At 59.7% G+C, this 18,824-nt stretch carries 12 protein-coding genes and 1 riboswitch; of the genes, 5 read left to right on the top strand and 7 right to left on the bottom strand.

Going from position 1 to position 18,824, the window contains the following annotated elements:
* The first annotated feature begins 3 nt into the window (after positions 1-3).
* Positions 4-1,020 carry a porphobilinogen synthase gene (hemB, locus tag G5287_RS18325; protein ID WP_005357271.1) on the top strand — a complete coding sequence of 339 codons (1,017 nt, stop codon included), beginning with the start codon at positions 4-6 and terminating at the stop codon, positions 1,018-1,020.
* Between the two features lie 83 nt (positions 1,021-1,103).
* Here hemB and G5287_RS18320 read toward each other — a convergent pair whose 3' ends face one another.
* Both G5287_RS18320 and G5287_RS18315 read right to left on the bottom strand, forming a co-directional pair.
* The gene (locus G5287_RS18320) at positions 1,104-4,610 is read right to left on the bottom strand and encodes a hypothetical protein (RefSeq protein WP_421231684.1); all 3,507 of its coding nucleotides are present in this window, start codon (positions 4,608-4,610) and stop codon (positions 1,104-1,106) included.
* A gap of 168 nt (positions 4,611-4,778) precedes the next feature.
* Positions 4,779-6,968, bottom strand: coding sequence for an immunoglobulin-like domain-containing protein (locus G5287_RS18315; protein ID WP_421231683.1), 2,190 nt, complete (start codon positions 6,966-6,968; stop codon positions 4,779-4,781).
* Positions 6,969-7,018: 50 nt separating this feature from the next.
* Positions 7,019-7,104: riboswitch (cyclic di-GMP riboswitch) on the bottom strand.
* A 438-nt stretch (positions 7,105-7,542) separates the two neighbouring features.
* Between G5287_RS18315 and prlC the strand changes: the two genes are divergently transcribed.
* Together prlC and G5287_RS18305 are read left to right on the top strand one after the other, a co-directional pair.
* Positions 7,543-9,585 carry an oligopeptidase A gene (gene prlC / locus G5287_RS18310; RefSeq protein ID WP_236348675.1) on the top strand — a complete coding sequence of 681 codons (2,043 nt, stop codon included), beginning with the start codon at positions 7,543-7,545 and terminating at the stop codon, positions 9,583-9,585.
* Between the two features lie 204 nt (positions 9,586-9,789).
* The gene (locus G5287_RS18305) at positions 9,790-12,336 is read left to right on the top strand and encodes a putative bifunctional diguanylate cyclase/phosphodiesterase (RefSeq protein ID WP_421231682.1); all 2,547 of its coding nucleotides are present in this window, start codon (positions 9,790-9,792) and stop codon (positions 12,334-12,336) included.
* A gap of 6 nt (positions 12,337-12,342) precedes the next feature.
* On the opposite strand, the gene G5287_RS18300 is transcribed toward G5287_RS18305, so the two are convergent.
* Entirely contained in the window at positions 12,343-13,083 is a 741-nt protein-coding gene (locus G5287_RS18300; RefSeq protein ID WP_005342407.1) for a substrate-binding periplasmic protein, read from the bottom strand.
* A 69-nt stretch (positions 13,084-13,152) separates the two neighbouring features.
* On the opposite strand from G5287_RS18300, the gene G5287_RS18295 reads away from it, so the two are divergent.
* Positions 13,153-13,899, top strand: coding sequence for a class I SAM-dependent methyltransferase (locus G5287_RS18295; RefSeq protein WP_421231681.1), 747 nt, complete (start codon positions 13,153-13,155; stop codon positions 13,897-13,899).
* Between the two features lie 59 nt (positions 13,900-13,958).
* Here G5287_RS18295 and G5287_RS18290 read toward each other — a convergent pair whose 3' ends face one another.
* The 4 genes from G5287_RS18290 to rhlB form a co-directional block, all read right to left on the bottom strand.
* Positions 13,959-14,228, bottom strand: coding sequence for a Rho-binding antiterminator (locus tag G5287_RS18290; RefSeq protein WP_323913210.1), 270 nt, complete (start codon positions 14,226-14,228; stop codon positions 13,959-13,961).
* A gap of 25 nt (positions 14,229-14,253) precedes the next feature.
* The gene (locus tag G5287_RS18285; RefSeq protein ID WP_266135501.1) at positions 14,254-15,231 is read right to left on the bottom strand and encodes a DUF4382 domain-containing protein; all 978 of its coding nucleotides are present in this window, start codon (positions 15,229-15,231) and stop codon (positions 14,254-14,256) included.
* A gap of 195 nt (positions 15,232-15,426) precedes the next feature.
* Entirely contained in the window at positions 15,427-16,917 is a 1,491-nt protein-coding gene (gppA, locus tag G5287_RS18280; RefSeq protein WP_227341662.1) for a guanosine-5'-triphosphate,3'-diphosphate diphosphatase, read from the bottom strand.
* Between the two features lie 11 nt (positions 16,918-16,928).
* The gene (gene rhlB / locus G5287_RS18275; RefSeq protein ID WP_005339414.1) at positions 16,929-18,218 is read right to left on the bottom strand and encodes an ATP-dependent RNA helicase RhlB; all 1,290 of its coding nucleotides are present in this window, start codon (positions 18,216-18,218) and stop codon (positions 16,929-16,931) included.
* A 113-nt stretch (positions 18,219-18,331) separates the two neighbouring features.
* On the opposite strand from rhlB, the gene trxA reads away from it, so the two are divergent.
* The gene (gene trxA / locus G5287_RS18270) at positions 18,332-18,658 is read left to right on the top strand and encodes a thioredoxin TrxA (protein WP_005339416.1); all 327 of its coding nucleotides are present in this window, start codon (positions 18,332-18,334) and stop codon (positions 18,656-18,658) included.
* Positions 18,659-18,824: the final 166 nt, after the last annotated feature.

Here is an 18,824-nt window from a genome sequence, read left to right as displayed (position 1 = left end):
TTCATGGCTACAACTCTTCCGGGCGCCTTTCCGGGCCGCCGCCTGCGCCGTCTGCGCAAACATGATTTCAGCCGTCGTCTGGTGCGCGAGAACGTACTGACCGTCAACGATCTCATCTATCCGGTGTTCGTGCTGGAGGGGGAGAACCGCCGGGAAGCCGTTCCCTCCATGCCGGGGGTGGAGCGTCTCTCCATCGATCTGCTGCTGGAGGAAGCCGCCGAGCTGGTGGAGCTGGGCGTGCCTGCCATCGCCCTGTTCCCGGTCACTCCGCTGGAGAGCAAGAGCCTGATGGCGGAAGAGGCCTACAACCCGAACGGGCTGGCCCAGCGCACCGTGCGCGCCCTCAAGGCTCGCTTCCCGGAGCTCGGGGTGATCACCGACGTGGCGCTCGATCCGTTCACCACCCACGGTCAGGACGGCATCATCGATGACGAAGGCTATGTGCTGAACGACATCACCACCGAGATCCTGATCAAGCAGGCGCTCTCCCACGCCGAAGCCGGGGTCGATATAGTCGCGCCGTCCGACATGATGGATGGCCGCATCGGCGCCATCCGCGCTGCGCTGGAAGAGAATGGCTTCATCAACACCCAGATCATGGCCTACTCCGCCAAGTACGCTTCCTGCTACTACGGCCCATTCCGCGATGCGGTTGGCTCTGCCGGCAACCTCGGCAAGAGCAACAAGGCCACCTATCAGATGGATCCGGCCAACAGTAACGAAGCCCTGCACGAAGTGGCGCTGGATATTCAGGAAGGGGCCGACAGCGTGATGGTCAAGCCGGGCATGCCCTATCTGGACGTGGTTCGTCAGGTGAAGGATCAGTTCGGCGTGCCGACTTTCGCCTATCAGGTCAGCGGCGAGTACGCCATGCACATGGCGGCGATCCAGAACGGCTGGCTGAAAGAGAAGGAGACCATCATGGAGTCTCTACTCTGCTTCAAGCGGGCCGGGGCCGATGGCATCCTCACCTATTTCGCCAAGCGCGTGGCGCAGTGGCTGAAAGAAGATGCCCGTTAAGCCGGGTTGAAGAGATAAACGAGAGGGGGAGCCGATGGCTCCCCCTCTGTCGTTATGGCTCTCTTTTGGTCACGAGCGGATGATTACAGCTTGGTCCAGGCATCGCTCCAGTGGCTGCCGGTACCCGGTGCATAGTGGCTGGTCGAGCCGCCACACCAGCCGCTGTAGGGCCAGGGTTTGCACTCGTAGTCACCACCGGCATTGCTGACCCGTTCGCCACTCTGATAAGCGGTGCCCGCAACATAGGCCGGGTAGCTGCCGTTACCACCGTCACTGTCACCACCCGGTGCCTGTTCCACCAACGCCAGGGTGAAGCGGCGCTCGAAGCCCTGTTTGCTCCCCTCTGCCATGCCCGCCAGCAGCAGCTCGTAACTGCCGGCCGCTAGGCCAGACTGTGCCAGCTGCAGGGAACCCTGACCATCGATCAGGGCGCTGCCGGTGGCGACCGGATTGCCACCCTGCAACAGGGTCGCGGTGACGGTCACCGGGTTGGCGGTGGTCAGCGTCAGGCTGAAGTCGAGCGCGCCGTTGACGATGAGATATTCGGACGCCAGATCGGTGACGGTGAAGTCACTGCTGCTGCCGGTCGTGGGCAGGATGAAGTCTCCGCTCAGGTAGGTCAGACCGGTCCAGCCGGAGCTGGTCAGCCAGTGCTTGCCATTGGTCTGATAGACGTTGGGCAACTGGGTGCACTGTTTGTTGTCATTGACGAAGCCGATACCGTAAAAGCTCGCCACATTCTTGTAGCAGAGCTGGCGACCATTCTGGTGCAGCACTGGCTGATCCAGCTTGCCCTTGTGGTGGAGTGACAGCCAGTCAAACTGGTTGATGGCCGAGACCAGCGGCACAAACTGGCCATCGGGCTGACGATAACGGATCAGGGATCCGGCATCACAGAGCAGACCATCAGCCCGCTGTTCGACGTACCCGTAGTACTGTTCGCCATCCTGGAAGGTGAACCGGCAGAGATTGCCTTTCTCCGACTCCTTGGGGATCCAGCCCATCAGCAGTCGCTCCTGATTGTTCAGGGCCGCCAGCTGCCCGGCACTGAAGTCGCTGCCGTTGGCTACCCAGCCTTGCGGCATGGTGGAGAATTGCATGAAGTAGTGGTCGGTATAGTACATGTGGCTGTCAGCGCGGTGCTTGCGAGCCCCCTGGCTGACCGAGTTGTAGCGATAGATGTCGTTTTCCGGCTTGTGGAAGCCGTTGAGATCATCGTCCAGATAGGGCAGGTCGCCCTTGCGGATATGGTAGTTGGCCATACCCGTCATCAGGGGATGCCAGCCGTGGCTGCCACGGGCAAACGCGCTCTCATGGCTGTAGGACTTCCCATCGAAGCCGTGGCCAAATTCGTGGGCAATGATGCCCCAGCTGCCGTAGTAGTGGCTGACAAAGTTAAAGGTATCGACCCCGGTGATGCCACCACTCCCCAGCCCGCCCCCCATGGCGGTGATCCCCAGGTTGAGGTAGGGGCGCTTCATCAGGCTGTGGTAGTAGTAGTCATAATCGGCTGCCGTAAAGATCCCGTTCGGCACATAGCTGTTGCCGCCATTGCCGAACATCTCGTAGCCGTTCACCGCCTTGAAGTTGTACCAGACGTGTTTGAACTCCTCGGTCGAGACCATGTAGGCCAGGTTGGTGGCGATGATCAGCCATTCGCGAGCGTAGAGGGCATTGATGGGGCGCCAGGAGCCGCTGGTGTTGGTGGCGAAGCGCACGTTCCAGCTTGGCTTGAGGCGTGCCAGCTTCTGGGCAAACGGATCCGAGTTGGAGCTGAACCTATGCTCGAACTGGGCAGGCAGATTGATGCTGTTGTCGAGCAGCTTGTTGAGATCAAACACACCATCGCGGCTGGCGCTGTTGAAGCGTCCCTGTTCGCCAAAGGCGCTCAGTGGCAGGGTGATTTGGGCATAGGCGGGCAGGCGATCGAGCTGGCCCAGGATCAGCCACTTGTTGATACCGTTCAGGCGTGACTCGATATTGATGTCATGCAGCTCTCTGGCTGCATAGTTGGTGATGCGCACCGTGTCGTTATCAAGCAGCTCGGTCTTGACCAGCGAATTGATGTTGACCGAACGCTGGGCGCGATCGATCAGCACCTCGTAGGGTTCGTCATTGCGCAGTATGTAGCTGACTGCGGCCGGCATCAGCTGATCGAAGATCAGCGGGCGAGCCGGCAACTGCTCGTCGGCCGTGAAGCTGATCTCCTTGCTCAGCAGCTGGTTGAAACCCAGGCCACGCTCGTTGGCGGTGACAAGCGCCGAGCCCGCCAGCTGGAGATCTTTCAGCGCCGCCACGGGCTGCTGGTTGATCTCCCGGACAGTAAAGGTCGGGTGCTTGAACTGAAAGTCGTTGGCGATCAGGGTATCGGCATCATGCCACTCGATGCGGTCCTTGAAGTTCACCACCAGCCGATCGCCATCCATGTCGATTTTTTGCAGATTGCTGTCGGCGATCACCTGCTCAGGCGCCAGCGGGATGTTGCTGGCGATGGCATCAGCCAGTTTGCGCAGGTCATAGATGTAGTAGTTTTTGCCGGCGGTGTGGGCCAGGAGATAGTCACCCACCTGATGGAGTTGCACCAGACGGTGGCTGTATTTTCCTTCAAAGGCGAGCCGACCGGCGATGGGGGTCTGGAGGCTGTTCTCCGGCGTCACATCCTGCTGGCGGTAGACCTTGATCTCGCTCAGCGCATCGGCCACCAGTACGTAATCCTGATTGGCAAAGACGGCCTGGGCGCGGTGCAGGCTGTTGCTGCCGGAATCTCGACCGGTTCCCAGGGTGGTGACATGGCGATGTTCATCGGCCAGATCGAAGATATCGACCCGGTGCGAGTAGCGCGAGACCACGTAGAGCAGGTTGTTGCGGACAAACAGTTCGCTGACCTGGTTGTAGGCCGTGGCACTGTCGGTTGCGGTGCCGCGGATCTCGCCAATCTGCTGGCGGCTCGGGATATCGATAATGGCCACATGGCCCGGATTGCCGTTCTGGCTGACATAGAGCCGATCCTGATAGCGCTCGACCGCCGTGATCAGGCTGGCGTCCAGCCCCAGCTGATCGGCCGTCAGCTCCTCGCCTTTGTCCAGATATTGCAACGAGGTGGCAAACGAGTTGACGCTGCAGGAGCTGGTCTCCATCACCACCCGGGTGCGTTCGCCATTCTGGATCTGGCCGTGGGGGAAGTACTCCAGCAGACAGCCGTTGCCGTAGTCATAGTTGCCAAAGCGTTTGTTGACCGCAACGACCCCACCGTCGTACCAGGTCAGCTCCCACTCCTCATCGAAGAAATCAAAGACGTTACGAATGGCTGTTTCGTCGAAAAAGTGGGGTTTGGGCAGATCGAACAGGATGTGGTTATCCGCTGTCAGCGGGTAGAGCAGGCCGTTGATGGCAAGGTGGCGCTTGCCATCCTTGATGATCACGTTCTGCTCGTCAGCCGCACTCTGATGCAGCGCGGCGAGACGCGCCGTCATCTGCTCGTAGTGCTCCTGATAGGTTTGTTTGAAATAGGCTTGTTCGCGCTCATCGGCCACGACATGGGCCGACAGCAGCAGTCCGAGCAGGGTGGCAAGCTTGGTGGTTCTTGGCATGGTGATTTCCTTATCTTGGTTGTTGTTGGACGTTTTTTGGTGCTTGGCAAGCATGTAAAAGAGAGGGGCTAACCCGTCCGGGTCAGTGCATCCTGCCCATCGGCAGCGTGGCTGACGGGCAGGATATGGGCGGGGGCCTGTCGGCCTCCGTTAGTGGTTGGGGCAAGGTCAGAGTTTGATCCAGGCATCGCTCCAGGCAGAGCCGGTACCCGGTGCATAGTGGCTGGTCGAGCCGCCACACCAGCCGCTGTAGGGCCAGGGTTTGCACTCGTAGTTGCCACCGGCATTGCTGACCCGATCACCGGCCTGATAGCCGGTGTTGGGGGCGTAGGCCGGGTAGTCACCTTCGCTACCGCCGTTGCTCTCTTCGGTCAGCGCAACCGGGAAGCGCTGTACCACCGGCTGCTGGCCATCTGCCAGACCGGTGATGACTACTTCGTAGCTGCCATCGGTCACATTGCTGCCCTGCAGTACCAAGGTGCTGGTGCCGTTCACCTGGCTGCTGGTGGTACCGTGGCTGTGGCTGCTCTGCTCCAGAGTCGCGGTGATCTGTACCGGGTTGGCGGTGGTCAGGTTGAAGCGGATGCTGACCTGACCGTTGACTATGGTGTACTCGCTCGCCATGGCGCTGACGGTGAAGTCGCTGCTGCCTTCGACGGGTGGCGTTGTGCCGCCGCAGTCGCTGTCGCCCTGTACGCGCCAGACGCCCCAGTCACCCGTGGTACCCGGCTCTTCGTTCTGGGTCCACCAGCCAGCCAGCCAGTTCTTGCCGTTGTGGCTGACGATGTCGCCGCCCACATAGACCTTCTTGGCATCCCAGCTGTTTTCACAGACGGCGCCCTGCTCCCTGACGGTCACGTTGCGCTGCTGGGTTACCTGCTGACCGGCGCTGTCGCTCACCTGATAGGTGAGGGTGTAGCGGCCGACCTTGCTGCTGTCGACGTTGCCGCTGACCTTGATTTGGGCGGTCAGGTCGCCATCTTCTTCATCATGGGCGCTGACGCCTGTCATCGGATCGAAAGCGGTACCCAGTTCCAGCGTGGTGTCGGTGACACCGCTGAACACCGGCTTCATGCTGTAGACCTCGATGGTACGTACCTGCTCGGTGACGTTGTTGTCGCGATCGCTCACCTTGTAGGTGAGGGGGTAGAGGCCGATGCGCTGGCTGTCTACCGAGCCTTCCACCTGGATCTGGCCAGTCAGGTCGCCATCTTCCTTGTCGTTGGCGCTGACACCTGCCAGCGGATCAAAGGCGGTACCCTGCTTGATGCGGGTATCGCTCAGGCCGCTGAACACCGGCTTGCCGTTGTCGACCGGGGGCGTGATCTCCTGATCGTGGATGAAGGGGCCGTAGCTCTTGATGAAGGATTCGTTGTAGGACTGACCGGCGGCGTTGCGGCCCATGTCCCAGTTGATGGACCAGGTCATCACGCCACGCAGCGGTTGCCCCTCGCTCTTCAGGCGGTTGAAGGCGTTGTAGAGCTTCTGCGGATCCTGCACATAGCCGGTGGCGGCGGCGTCAATGTTGGTCGGAATACCGAACACCAGCTTGTCATGGGGGATCTTGTAGAAGCCGCGGGTACCGTTGCTCAGCGAATCCGCCATGTAGTAGATGAACTCTTCTTTCAGGGCATCGTTGTTCTGGGCAATCCAGCCGATCCCATCGATGTAGATACCGTCGCCACCCTGGTTGTAGAACTGAGGGTTGATCCAGTCGTAGAACCCTTCCAGATTGCGGATATAGGGGATGTAGGCGCCAGTCTGGGTCAGATAGGGGAACTCCGGCGCCATGGTGATGAGGAAGTTTTTCCCCTGGGCGCGGTAGTGATCCTTGACCAGCCGCAGGGCCGCCGGGATCACGGTCTGGTTGTCGGCGGCAGTGATGGCGGCCTGTTCCAGGTCGATATCCAGTCCGTCGAAGCCATAGGTCTCCACCAGACGGATGATCTCGTCGGCAAAGGCCTGCTCCTGACCCTTGCGCAGCTCGATGTGTGCATCGGCACCGCCCAGCGCCAGCAGCACGGCACGGCCCTGACGGTTCAGCTCGGCAATCTGCTCGATAAACTGGCTTTCGCTCATGCCGATGGCCGGGTCGAGCTTGAAGGTGGGGATGGGATCGCTGCCATAGACCTTCATGAAGGAGACATCGACCACGTTGTATTGCGGGTTGACCTGATCGAGCTTGACGCAGGGGGCGATACCGCCCTTGTAGCCCGAGCCGTCACACCAGTTGTGCCAATAGCCGACTACTACGCCGGACTGGGGGTTGACCATCGCCTGACCGGCACTGGCGGCATATGCCATGGGGGCGCCCATGCCGAGCAGGCAGCCAAGCAGGGATAATTTGAGTTTGTTCATCGTCTCTCCGTACGGTGCAAATGGGGCGTCGATTGTGATCGGACGTCCCCGGGGGCAGCCCCGCTGTCATAGGTGTTTTCCCTTAGACCGGTGGCTTTGCGTCGCGCCCTTTCGGGTCACTTTGCCTTTTTCACCCGATTTCTGTGCAGCACAGAGAATCAAGTGACCTGCATGGCAGGTTGCCTATGATAGATGCTTGAAAATAAATTAATCAATAGTTGGTTTTGATTCTAATTAACTGAAAAATATTGATAATTTGTTACACGCCCCCACATTTTATCCGTTTCCATGATTGAGCATGACGGTACTTGGCTGGCAGCTGTGGCGCCGGTAAATGGCGGCTTTTTGCCCCTTGAAAGTAGCGATAAGAGCCAAAAAAGGCCCACAGATTCATCCTGTTACTGGCTGTTGATGGCAAAACTGCAGCAACGGCAGAGATCCGGGTCGCAATGGCTGGAAAAGTACAGGGTTGCGGCGGATTCCCGCTTGATTATTGCGTGGCTTGGCCACATGTTAGAAAGCCATACAGAGCTGCTAAAGCGGTCTGTTCAAGACCAAACAAGAGGTAACCGGGATGAATAACCCTTTGCTGACAATGGATTCGCTGCCCCCTTTCAGCCAGATCAAGCCGGAGCAGGTGCAGCCTGCCGTGATTCAGGCGATTGCTGATTGCAAGCAGAAGATCAGCGATGTGCTGGCCCAGCGTGATCCCCATACCTGGGATAGCCTGATTGCCCCGCTGGAAGAGGTAAATGACCGCCTGTCACGGATCTGGTCACCGGTCAGCCACCTCAACTCCGTACTCAACAGCGAAGCGCTGCGCGAGGCCCATGACGCCTGCCTGCCGTTGCTCTCCGAATTCCAGACCTATGTCGGTCAGCATGAAGGGCTCTATCAGGCCTATCTGGCCCTCTCCCAGAGCGATGATTTCCCGCTGCTGAGCGGCGCCCAGCGCAAGGAGATCCAGAATACCCTGCGTGACTTCCGCCTCTCCGGCATCGGTCTGCCTGCCGAGGCGCAGCAGCGTTACGGCGAGATTCAGGCCCGCCTCTCCGAGCTGGCCTCCCGTTTCAGCAACAACGTGCTGGATGCCACCCAGGGCTGGCACAAGCTGGTGGCCGATGAAGCCGAATTGGCCGGTCTGCCCGACAGCGTGCGCGCCGCTGCCCGTCAGATGGCTGAACTTAAAGGCAAAGAGGGGTGGCTGTTCACCCTGGATATCCCTTCTTACCTGCCGGTGATGATGTATGCCGACAACCGCGAGCTGCGCGCCGAGATGTATGAGGCCTTCACCACCCGCGCCTCCGATCAGGGCCCCAATGCGGGCAAGTGGGACAACTCCGCCATCATGAGCGAGCTGCTCACCCTGCGCCGCGAACTGGCTCAGTTGCTGGGCTTTGCCAACTATGCCGAGCTCTCCCTGGCCACCAAGATGGCGGACAAGACCGAACAGGTGGTGAGCTTTCTCACCGATCTGGCGGCCAAATCCCTGCCGCAAGGCAAGGCTGAGCTGGAGGAGATCCGCACCTTCGCCGCCGAACAGCACGGTCAGAGCGAGCTGGCAGCCTGGGATCTCGCCTACTACGCCGAGAAGCTCAAGCAGCACAAGTTTTCCATCTCCGATGAGCAACTGCGCCCCTATTTCCCCGCCAACAAGGTGGTGAAAGGGTTGTTCGAAGTGGTGAAGCGGGTGTTCGGCATGAAGGTGCGCGAGCGCCTCGGCATCGACACCTGGCACCCGGACGTGCGCTTCTACGACATCTTCGATGCCGACGACGAGCTGCGCGGCAGCTTCTATCTCGACCTCTACGCCCGCGAGCACAAGCAGGGCGGGGCCTGGATGGATGTCTGTCTGGGTCGTCGCTACCGTCAGGATGGCTCGCTGCAAAAGCCGGTGGCCTACCTGACCTGCAACTTCAATGGTCCGGTGGATGGCAAACCGGCGCTGTTCACCCACAACGAAGTGGTCACCCTGTTCCATGAGTTTGGCCACGGCATTCACCACATGCTGACCCGTATCGACGTTGCCGGTGTCGCCGGTATCAACGGCGTGGCCTGGGATGCAGTGGAGCTGCCGAGTCAGTTCCTCGAGAACTGGTGCTGGGAGTCCGAGGCGCTGGCCTTTATCTCCGGCCACTACGAGACCGGCGAGCCGCTGCCTGCCGATCTGCTGGAGAAGATGCTGACCGCCCGCAACTTCCAGGCGGCGATGCAGATGCTGCGTCAGCTGGAGTTCGCCCTGTTCGACTTCCGCCTCCATCAGGAGTTTGACCCGGCTAATTCGGCACAAATCCCGGCGCTGCTGGACGAGGTTCGCAGCCAGGTGGCCGTGATGACGCCGCCAGCGTTTAACCGCTTCCAGCACAGCTTCTCCCACATCTTCGCGGGCGGCTATGCGGCGGGCTACTACAGCTACAAGTGGGCCGAGGTGCTCTCTGCCGATGCCTTCTCCCGCTTCGAGGAGGAGGGGATCTTCAACCCGGCCACCGGCCAATCCTTCCTGAAGAATATTCTGGAGAAGGGGGGCTCGAAGGAGCCGATGGAGCTGTTCCGAGCCTTCCGTGGTCGTGAGCCCAAGGTGGATGCACTGCTGCGACACAGCGGGATTGCCGCATGAGGCTGATGGCCACGACTGCACAGAGCCTCAAGCAGATACATTTTTGAGCCATAGTGAGATCAAGACGTGATTTCTGCGATAAAAAGGGACCTTTTGGTCCCTTTTTTCAAGGCTTTTTAATATCTTGCTGATTGCATATTTGCACAGTCCACTGCTCTTCAGTAGAGTCGTGTTCTAACCTTCAAGGAGAGAAAGCCACTTGCCATGAGGCGAGCACTCGATTCCGTCTGTCAAATCATCTCCAGTCTGGCTCACTCGAGCGGTCAGGGATATTTCGATACCTTTGTGAGTGAAATCGCCGCTGCTGTGATGGCTGATGTCGTCCTGATCGCCAGCAGGGAATCAAATGCTACCCACCTGACGGTTCAGACCGCTTATCCCTCCTCTCTTGACACCGATACCCTGACGCTGCCACTGACTGACTCTCCCGATGCCATTACCTGGCAGGAGGGGGAAGCCTGGTTTAGCGATCGTCTGCTCCAGCTCTTTGCCAACGTTCCCCTTGCGCAGGAATGGCAACCTCAGGCTTATGCCGGGATCGCCCTCAGGAATGCAGATGGCGAGACCATAGGTATCTGCGCTCTGCTTTACCGTCAGCCACAGGCCAATATGGGCAAGGTGATGGGGCTGCTTCGGTTGCTGGCTCCGTTGGCGGGTCGTGAGCTGGCGCTGATGCTGCAACGACAGCTGCCCCCCCCTATGCCTGAACCGTCCCATGCATTGCAGAGCATGCTGTTCCAGGCTCCGGTGGGGATCGGCAAACTGGATCTGGCTGGCCGTATCCTCTGGGCCAACCCGGCCATCGAGCAGATGCTTGGCTATCCCCTCGACGAGTTGCTACAGCGATCCATCTCCGACATCAACCATCCTGAGGATTGGCAGGGCAGCCTCGTCTGCTACGAAGAGATCCGCCGTGGTGAGCGCAGCAGTTTTACCCGGGAGAAGCGCTACTTCTGCAAGGGGGGTCAGATCCTGTGGGGCCGGGTAACCGTCACCCTGATCCGTGACGAGCAGCAGCAACCTGACTACCTGATGGTTTTGCTGGAGAATATCGATCCTCTCAAGCGCCATGCGGAGCAGCTCAAACTCTCTCACCGTGTCTATGACAATCTCTCCGAGGCGATCCTGGTCTGTGATGCCGATAGCCGCATCATCTCGGTCAATCCGGCCTTCGAGCAGATCACCGGCTACAGCAGTGACGAGGTGCGAGGCCAGCGCCCCAGCCTGCTCAAGTCGGGGCTGCACGATCAGACCTTCTATGCCGACATGTACCATGCGCTGGAGCGGGTGGGGGTATGGCGTGGTGAGGTGTGGAACAAGCGCAAGAATGGCAAGCTCTATCCACAGCAGTTGATGATTAGCACCCTGCGGGAAGGGGGCAGGATCAGCCAGTACATCGCTATCTTCAGCGACCTCTCCCAAACCAAACTGGCCGAGCAGAAGATCGCCACACAGGCCAACTATGACAACCTCACCAGCCTGCCCAACCGCTGGCTGTTCAGTCGCTGTCTCAGCCGCTTCTGCGAGCGGGGCGAGCGCTTCGCCCTGATGGTGCTCGACCTCAACAACTTCAAGGCGGTCAACAACAGCATGGATCACCATGCCGGTGACGCCCTGTTGCGGGAGGTGTCGGACCGGCTGGTGAGCCGGGTGCGCACCGAGGACCTGGTGGCCCGCATCGGTGGTGACGAGTTCGCCTTTCTGGTGCCAGGCATCGTCACCCGTCGTCAGGCCGAGGTGTTTGCCAAGCAGGTTATCGGTAGCTTTACCCGTCCCTTTATGCTGGCCAACCAGCATCTCTATGTTACGGCAACCGTGGGGATGACCCTCTGCCCCGTCGATGGTAGCGAGAGTGACGAGCTGCTGCGAAACGCCGAACAAGCGTTGTTTGCCGCCAAGCGGCAGGGGCGGTTGATCGGTACCTACTGCTCCTCAATGCGGGAAGAGGTGCGTCAGCGCCACCAGATGCAACAGGATCTGGCGGAGGCGATCAAGCTGGAGCAGTTAACCATGGCCTACCAGCCGATCTGGGACAACCGCAGCGGTCGGGTCGCCAAGCTTGAGGCGCTGGTGCGCTGGTATCACCCCCAGTGGGGACAGGTATCGCCAGCCGAGTTTATCCCGCTGGCGGAAGAGGCGGGGTTGATTCAGGGGCTGGGTGCGCTGGTGTTGTGGCAATCATGCCGGGATCTGGCGCGGTTGCAGCAGTCCGGCTTCCCTGATCTGCAGATGTCGATTAACCGCTCCACCATGGAGTTCCAGACTATCGACCCTGAGGCGAGCGAGTGGCTCAAGGTGATCCAGCACTTCGGGCTCGATCCTGCCGACATCGTCATCGAAATCACCGAATCTCTGCTGATGGAGAGCAGTGATCAGCACCGGGTACGGATCGATGCCCTGCGCGAGGCGGGTTGCAAGCTGGCTATCGATGATTTCGGTACCGGCTACTCTGCCCTCAACTATCTGCGCTCTTTCCCAGTGGATCTGGTCAAGATCGACCGCTCTTTTGTGCGCCATATCCCCTTCAACGAGCAGGATCGGATGCTGCTGGACGGCATCATCAACATAGTGCACAACCTCGGTATGCAGGTGGTGATTGAGGGGGTAGAGACCCGCGAGCAGCTCAATTTCCTCTGCCAGAAGGGATGTGCCTTCACCCAGGGTTATCTGCTCAGCCGCCCGCTGGCCTATGACGATCTCACCGAATATCTGCAGCTCAATGACAAGGGGATGTTTCTGCAGATCAGTTAGGTGTGCTTACTCCTTCGATGTCATCTGTTCCTGCTTTGCTTGCAGTGTCCGGTAATCCTCGCCGAGATAGCGCAGGTAGATGCGATCCAGGACTCCCTCGTCCAGCATCTGTTGCAATGCCTTGTTGTAGGCAGGCAACAGGTCTGCTTTCTGCTTGCCAAAACAGAGGTAGAGCGGTGTCGAGTCGATAAAGGGGGTGAGGGGGCGGATCTTTACGTCCTGCTCCCTGGAGAGGATGGGGGCCGAGAAGTAGTCGAGGATGATGAGGTCAACCCGGCTCTTCTCTAGCAACAGCAGCAACTGCTTGTCTGAATGGGCCTTGATGGGGTCCCATCCGGTGAAGTTCCTGATCTTGTCGGTATAGTCATAGCCCCTGACCATCCCTACTTTCAGCCCCTTGGCCATCTCCCACGAGAAGGTCTGTAACGGACTGTCGGTACGCACATAGGCGGCCAGCGGGTAGAAGGCTGTGGCAAGGTCAGAGTGGTAGCAGCCGGGCAGGGGGGCATTGTCGAGAATGCCATCCGCCAGCTGGGTGCTGACATACTGTTCGCAGCGTCCCCAGGGCAGTTCGAGCAGGGTGAGGGTCATATCGAGGCGTCTGGTTGCTTCCTGATGGATCTCCACTGATATCCCTTCCATCAGTTTGCCTTGTTCGGCGTAGGAGAAGGGAGGCCAGTCTACACCGCATACCTTGAGACTGGTGCTGCTCTGGGCGGCAAGCAACAGGGCTATCAGCAGCTGCATGGGATTCTCCGGGATATGAGGGGGTTGTGGTACACTCGCTTCACTGAACTTAGAACGCATCCAGAGACCATGCAAATCCTCCTCGAAGACCCCGCCAAGGCCGCGCAGGCAGACGCGCTGGCCAGCCAGCTTGGCCAAATCGACCTTCCCCTGTTTGCTCTGGTGTTTACTCCGGAGCGGCTGGAGTTGCGCAAGCTGGATGAACCCAAGCTGGGTGCCGTCTATGTGGATTTCGTGGCGGGGACGGTGGCGCATCGCCGCAAATTTGGTGGAGGTCGTGGCCAGTCCATCGCCAAGGCAGTGGGGCTCAAGGCCGGTGCCACACCGACCGTGGTGGATGCCACTGCCGGTCTGGGGCGCGATGCCTTCGTGCTCGCGTCCCTCGGTTGCAAGGTGACCCTGATCGAGCGCAGCCCTGTGGTGGCAGCTCTGTTGCAGGACGGGCTGGCACGGGCGGCGCAAGATCCCGAGATTGGCCCCTGGGTGCGCGAGCGGATGCAACTGCTGCACGGGCCTGCCGTGGACAATCTGCTGGCGCTGCCGGAGCGGCCCGAGGTGATCTACCTCGACCCCATGTTCCCTCACAAGCAGAAGTCGGCGTTGGTGAAAAAAGAGATGCGGGTATTCCAGTCGCTGGTGGGACCGGATCTTGATGCCGATGCCCTGCTGCCGGCGGCGCTGAAGATGGCACAAAAGCGGGTAGTGGTGAAGCGACCGGACTATGCTGGCTGGCTCAATGAGCACAAACCCAGCATGGCTATCGAGACCAAGAGCAACCGCTTTGACGTCTATGTGATGGCGGCGCTGGCGGGATAACGCCGCACGCGAGGGGTAAAAGAAGAGGGCCAACCCGATGGGGTTGGCCCTCTTGCCATCTATTGGCCGTCGGCTGGGGCCGGCGGGGTAAAGCGGATCAGTTTTTCCTCCCCCTGCCAGCTGAGCACCATGGTGACCAGCTCCGCCAGACTGAGCCGTTCGCCACTGTGCAGCAGCAGGTACTCGATCCCTTCTCTGGCCTCGATGGTGCGGATCTTGTCCGCCCACTGGCGGCCATCCCGGTCGGTGAGGGTGACTGGCAACTGCCAGCTGGCGGCGATCTCCAGCCAGTCGTAGAGATCGCAACTGATGGGTTGGTAGGTGTTCATGTGCGGGTTGCCCTCTTGTCGCCGGTTACTGGAAATTGATGATGGTGGCGGGCGCCACCACCGCCTGGGCTTTCTGCACCTGTTCCAGTTGCAGCGGGTCGCCAGCCAGCGCCGGATCGTCCTCGTGGCCATTGCAGACCAGCGCCAGATCGTAGCTACCGAGATTAACAAATCCCAACTCGTAACCAAAGCCGCCACCGCTTTGCGGCAACACGGGCGCGCTGGCATAGAAACCGTTGTCGCTGTCCGCCATGTCGGGGTAGTTGTCGTCACTTCTGGGTTGGTAGAAGTAGACGAAAGCCTTGTCGGTCAGCAGGCCGCCACACAAGCCAGCTGCTACCGTGCCCCTGACGATGGTGACCTGGGTGTTATTCACCAGCCGCACCCCTCTGGGCTTGAGCTTGTAGTACTGCTCGTGGCCGGGCAGCACCATGGCCTGGCGCAGGTCGAACTCGGTGGTGAAGGCGCTGAGGCCGTTTGCTGCGATGGTGAAGGCATCCAGCTTGAGCTCGCTGCTTGGCACTTCCAGCGGCTTGATCCCCCCATCATCCCGTTTGACGTAGGAGTAGGGGGTGCCATTCAGAAATTGGTTGCTGACCTCCCGTCCATCCAGTATCCGCAACCTCATCTGGCTGTAGTCACCGGGCATCACGCTCTGACCGGACAGCAGGGGGCGACTGGCGGATCCTTGATAACTCAGCAGGTCGATGTAGGTGAACTGCGGCCGGTCTGCACTGTCGAGCGGTATCGTCTCGCCGCTCGGGGTGCAGCCATCGTCCTGGGCCGAGGTGAGAAAACTGGCGGTGGTCCAGATCTGTTCGTTGCCGGCGACGGGGTGGATGCTGATGTTGGCGACGGCGATGCAGACCTTGCTGACCGCATCCACCGGGGCGTCGGAGAAGGCCAGCGAGAGCTGGGCTGGTTGTGGTTGGCTATTGCTGTCGCCACCACCGCCGCAGGCGGTGAGCAGGGTGGTCAGTCCGATCAGAGTCAAGGATTTCATGGCGTCCATTCCGGTTGGTTATGAAGACACCCCAACTCTAGTCGAACGTTGGTCATGAAGGGGAGGCTGGGCCCAGACGCAAGGGCGGGATCTGCCCGTCAGCCCAATAACATCAAGGTGCAGGCCTGAGTAGCACCAGTGTTGGCAGCGAAAGAGATTTTCGGAACGCCGGGGCACTGATTGGGCGTGGCCCAATCAGGCTTCCAGCAGGCGGGTGGGCCAGCCCATCTTCTGCTGGCGCTCTACCTCGAGGCGCAGCTCGCTGGCGCGCAGGTAGTGCTCGTCCAGCCACCCCTTGGGCAGGGTCAGGGTCAGTGACTCCTCTTCTGCCTGCAGGGTGAAGCTGGGCACTGTGCCCTGGGTACGGCGCATGCAGAGGATCAGCGCGATGCGCAGGATACGGGCCAGCCGGATCGCCTGACGACCGGTGACGGCACCCTGTTTCTCCAGTGGTTCCAGCTTGAATTCGTCCCGCTGGTTGAACAGCAGGGCCGACAACAGCTTCTTTTGCGCGGGAGTAAAGCCCGGCATGTCGATGTTGTCGATGATGTAGGCGGCGTGTTGCGGCGCCTTCTTGTATTCGATACAGAGGCCGATCTCATGCAGCAGGGCGGCATAACGCAAAATCGGGCGACCGTAGCGTTTGGAGAGTCGCCAGGCCGGTTGCAGCTGGTTGAACGCCTCGACGGCGGTATCGCGCACCCGTTCGGCGTGCTCTTTATCCAGCTGATAGCGGCTGATCAGGCTGTCGGCGGTGCGATCCCGGGCATCACAGTCGTGATTGTTGCCAAGCAGACCGTAGATCAGTCCTTCGCGCAGGGCGCCACCCGCCAGCGTCATGCTCTCGATATCGAGGGTTTCGAAGATGGCGATCAGGATGGCAAGGCCGGAGGGGAACACGGTCAGCCGTTCGGCCGCCAGCCCTTCCAGTTGCAGCCGGTCGAGCTTGCCGCAGGCGATGGCCTGACCCATCAGCTCCTGCAACTTCGGCAGGGTGACCCGCTCGCTCTTCCCTTGCGCCAGCATGATCTCTTGCAGCGCCTGTACCGTGCCGGAGGCGCCGACGCAGGTGCGCCAGCCGAGGGCGCGGTAATCTTCCGCCACCTTCTCCAGCACCGTCTTGGCGGCGGCAATCGCCTGCTCGAAACGGGCTTCGGAGAGCTCGCCATCACCGAAGTGATTGTTGAGCCAGGTGACGCAGCCCATGTGCAGGCTGTTGAGCAGTTTTGCTTCGCTATGTTCGCCGATCACCAGTTCGGTACTGGCGCCGCCGATGTCGATCACCAGCCGGTTGCCTTCCCCGGCAGAGGTCCAGGAGACCCCTTCATAGATGGTCTTGGCCTCTTCCTCGCCCGAGATGATCTCGATGCTGTGGTTGAGCACCCGTTCCGCTTCGCTGAGGAACTCGTCGACGTTGGTGGCCAGCCGCAGGGTGGCGGTGCCCACCACCCGGATATTGTCGGCCGGAATGTCCTGCAATTGTTCGGAGAAGAGACGCAAACAGTCCCAGCCCCGCTCCATGGCGGCACGGCTGAGACGAAATTCCGGATCAAGCCCTGCTGCGAGGCGAACCTTGCGCTTTACCTTGGCGACGGTGCGCAGGGCACCGGCGACCTCGCGCACCACCAGCATATGAAAGCTGTTGGAGCCGAGGTCGATGGCGGCATAGAGAGGCGAGTTGTGCAACGGGCCTGTCCTTAGCTCTTGCGCGGCGGACGACGACGGTTGTTGCTGTTGCCACCGCCCTGACGATCCCGCATGTTGCGGTTCACCGGCTGACGGTTGCGGAACACCCGTTTCGGCGGGGTCACGTCATCCAGCAGCGCTTCGCGATCATATTTGCTGACCGGAATTGCGTGGTGGATGTACTCCTCGATGGCCGGCAGGTTGAAGGCATAGTCTTCACAGGCCAGGCTGATTGAGTGACCGCTCTTGCCGGCACGACCGGTACGACCGATGCGGTGTACATAGTCTTCAGCGTCGTCGGGCAGGTCATAGTTGAAGACGTGGGTCACGTCAGGGATGTGCAGACCACGGGCGGCCACGTCGGTGGCGACCAGAATATCGAGCGCACCCTTGGTGAAATCCTCGAGGATCTTCATCCGTTTCTTCTGCGGCACATCACCGGTCAGCAGACCGACGCGGTGGCCGTCATTCTCCAGCCAGGCATGGACGTCTTCACAGACATGCTTGGTGTTGGCGAAGACGATGGCTTTTTCCGGCCACTCCTCTTCCATCAGGGAGAGCAGCAGCAACATCTTGTCTTCATTGGAGGGGTAGAACAGCTCCTCCTTGATCCGCACGCCGGTCATCTGCTCCGGCTCGACCTGCACATGTTCCGGGTGGTTCATGTGTTCGTATGCCAACTCCTGCACACGCAGGGAGAGGGTGGCGGAGAACAGCATGCTCAGACGCTCGGTCGCGGGCGGCATGCGGCGGAACAGGAAGCGGATGTCCTTGATGAAGCCCAGATCGAACATGCGATCTGCTTCGTCCAGTACCACGACCTGAATGTTGCTCAGATCGATGACCTTGGACTTGAAGTAGTCGATGATGCGGCCTGTGGTGCCGATCAGGATGTCGACGCCCTGCTCCAGCACGGCCAGCTGCTTGTCGTAACCTTCGCCGCCGTAGGCGAGGCCGAGTTTCAGGCCGGTAGAAGCGGCGATGCTGTCGGCATCGTTATAGATCTGTACTGCCAGTTCCCGGGTGGGTGCCATGATGATGGCTCTGGGTTGGTTAACCAGACGGGGCTTGGTCAGCGGGTGAGTCAGCAAATAGTTGAATGTCGCGGCCAGGAAGGCAATGGTCTTGCCGGTTCCTGTCTGGGCCTGACCGGCGAGGTCATGGCCCTCTACCAGCAGTGGCAGGGAGAGTGCCTGGATGGGGGTGCAATAGTGAAATCCCTTTGATTCCAGACCAGCCAGAACTTCGGGTTCGAGGCCCATTTGGGCGAATTTGTCGGTCGTTAAGTGTGTTTTGCTCATGGCGGTAGGTTATCAGGTTAGGCTTGCAATAATAAACAGGATCATTTCAAATAGGGCAACTATTGCCTTTGTTGATATGTCAATAAAGCCTTAATTACTGACTGGAGTTGGAGATGAGTGACAAGATTGTTCAGCTGAGCGATGCCAGCTTCGAGGCAGATGTAATCAAAGCCGATGGCGCCGTTCTGGTCGACTTCTGGGCCGAGTGGTGTGGTCCGTGCAAGATGATTGCCCCGATCCTGGAAGAAGTTGCCCAAGAGTACGAAGGTCGCGTGACCGTAGCCAAACTGAACATCGACCATAACTCTGATACTCCGCCGAAGTACGGCATTCGTGGTATCCCGACCCTCTTGCTGTTCAAGAATGGCGAAGTGGCAGCGACCAAGGTCGGTGCACTGTCCAAGACTCAGCTGAAAGAGTTCCTGGACGGCAACCTGTAATAATTAAAGAGGAGCGCATTGCAATAATGCGCTCCTTCTGTTTTATCACCTAGACGCTCATCCCGATTGGTGCTAGTTTATCGCTCGTTTGCTAACCTTTTTGCCTGACTCTTTGCTAACCACAGCCTGGCAATCAAATCCGATCAGCATCAATCCAGCAGACTGT

This window comes from Aeromonas sp. 603079 (genome assembly GCF_049172135.1).
GTDB classification, from domain to species: Bacteria; Pseudomonadota; Gammaproteobacteria; order Enterobacterales; family Aeromonadaceae; genus Aeromonas; species Aeromonas veronii.
The sequence above is the reverse complement of the archived record's forward strand: the minus strand, read 5'-3'. Positions and strand labels throughout refer to the sequence as shown.

Coding starts and splice junctions, on each gene's coding strand:
- hemB (WP_005357271.1), top strand. CDS start 4: ATGGCTACAACTCTTCCGGGCGCCTTTCCGGGCCGCCGCCTGCGCCGT.
- G5287_RS18320 (WP_421231684.1), bottom strand. CDS start 4,610: ATGCCAAGAACCACCAAGCTTGCCACCCTGCTCGGACTGCTGCTGTCG.
- G5287_RS18315 (WP_421231683.1), bottom strand. CDS start 6,968: ATGAACAAACTCAAATTATCCCTGCTTGGCTGCCTGCTCGGCATGGGC.
- prlC (WP_236348675.1), top strand. CDS start 7,543: ATGAATAACCCTTTGCTGACAATGGATTCGCTGCCCCCTTTCAGCCAG.
- G5287_RS18305 (WP_421231682.1), top strand. CDS start 9,790: ATGAGGCGAGCACTCGATTCCGTCTGTCAAATCATCTCCAGTCTGGCT.
- G5287_RS18300 (WP_005342407.1), bottom strand. CDS start 13,083: ATGCAGCTGCTGATAGCCCTGTTGCTTGCCGCCCAGAGCAGCACCAGT.
- G5287_RS18295 (WP_421231681.1), top strand. CDS start 13,153: ATGCAAATCCTCCTCGAAGACCCCGCCAAGGCCGCGCAGGCAGACGCG.
- G5287_RS18290 (WP_323913210.1), bottom strand. CDS start 14,228: ATGAACACCTACCAACCCATCAGTTGCGATCTCTACGACTGGCTGGAG.
- G5287_RS18285 (WP_266135501.1), bottom strand. CDS start 15,231: ATGAAATCCTTGACTCTGATCGGACTGACCACCCTGCTCACCGCCTGC.
- rhlB (WP_005339414.1), bottom strand. CDS start 18,218: ATGAGCAAAACACACTTAACGACCGACAAATTCGCCCAAATGGGCCTC.
- trxA (WP_005339416.1), top strand. CDS start 18,332: ATGAGTGACAAGATTGTTCAGCTGAGCGATGCCAGCTTCGAGGCAGAT.